1 protein-coding gene is annotated in these 246 nt (G+C 58.5%); it reads right to left on the minus strand.

The window, feature by feature from the left end:
* A partial coding sequence (locus ACFVXH_RS41240; RefSeq protein ID WP_387831226.1) for a hypothetical protein occupies positions 1–194 on the minus strand: 194 nt, incomplete at its 3' end.
* Between the last annotated feature and the right edge of the window lie 52 nt (positions 195–246).

Here is a 246-nt window from a genome sequence, read left to right on the forward strand (position 1 = left end):
GCTGAGGGAACGGCAAACGCGGGATACAGCGTACCATTAAGCCGGACAACACCGCCCAGAGAGTCATCCACGCCCATGACCAGCAAAAGCTGAAGCTGGCGGGTTTCCCGGTCGACAGAACTCATTACCGGCATCAGCGTCGGTAGCAGACGTCCCTGCGTAAAATCCACCTTCCTTGCTGCCAGTGATGGCATGGCTGGCTGGCGGTCTTCTCCAAGACAGAAAGACTCCGGCCATGTCTTCGGC

It is taken from the genome of Kitasatospora sp. NPDC058184 (assembly GCF_042883725.1).
Lineage (GTDB): Bacteria > Actinomycetota > Actinomycetes > Streptomycetales > Streptomycetaceae > Kitasatospora.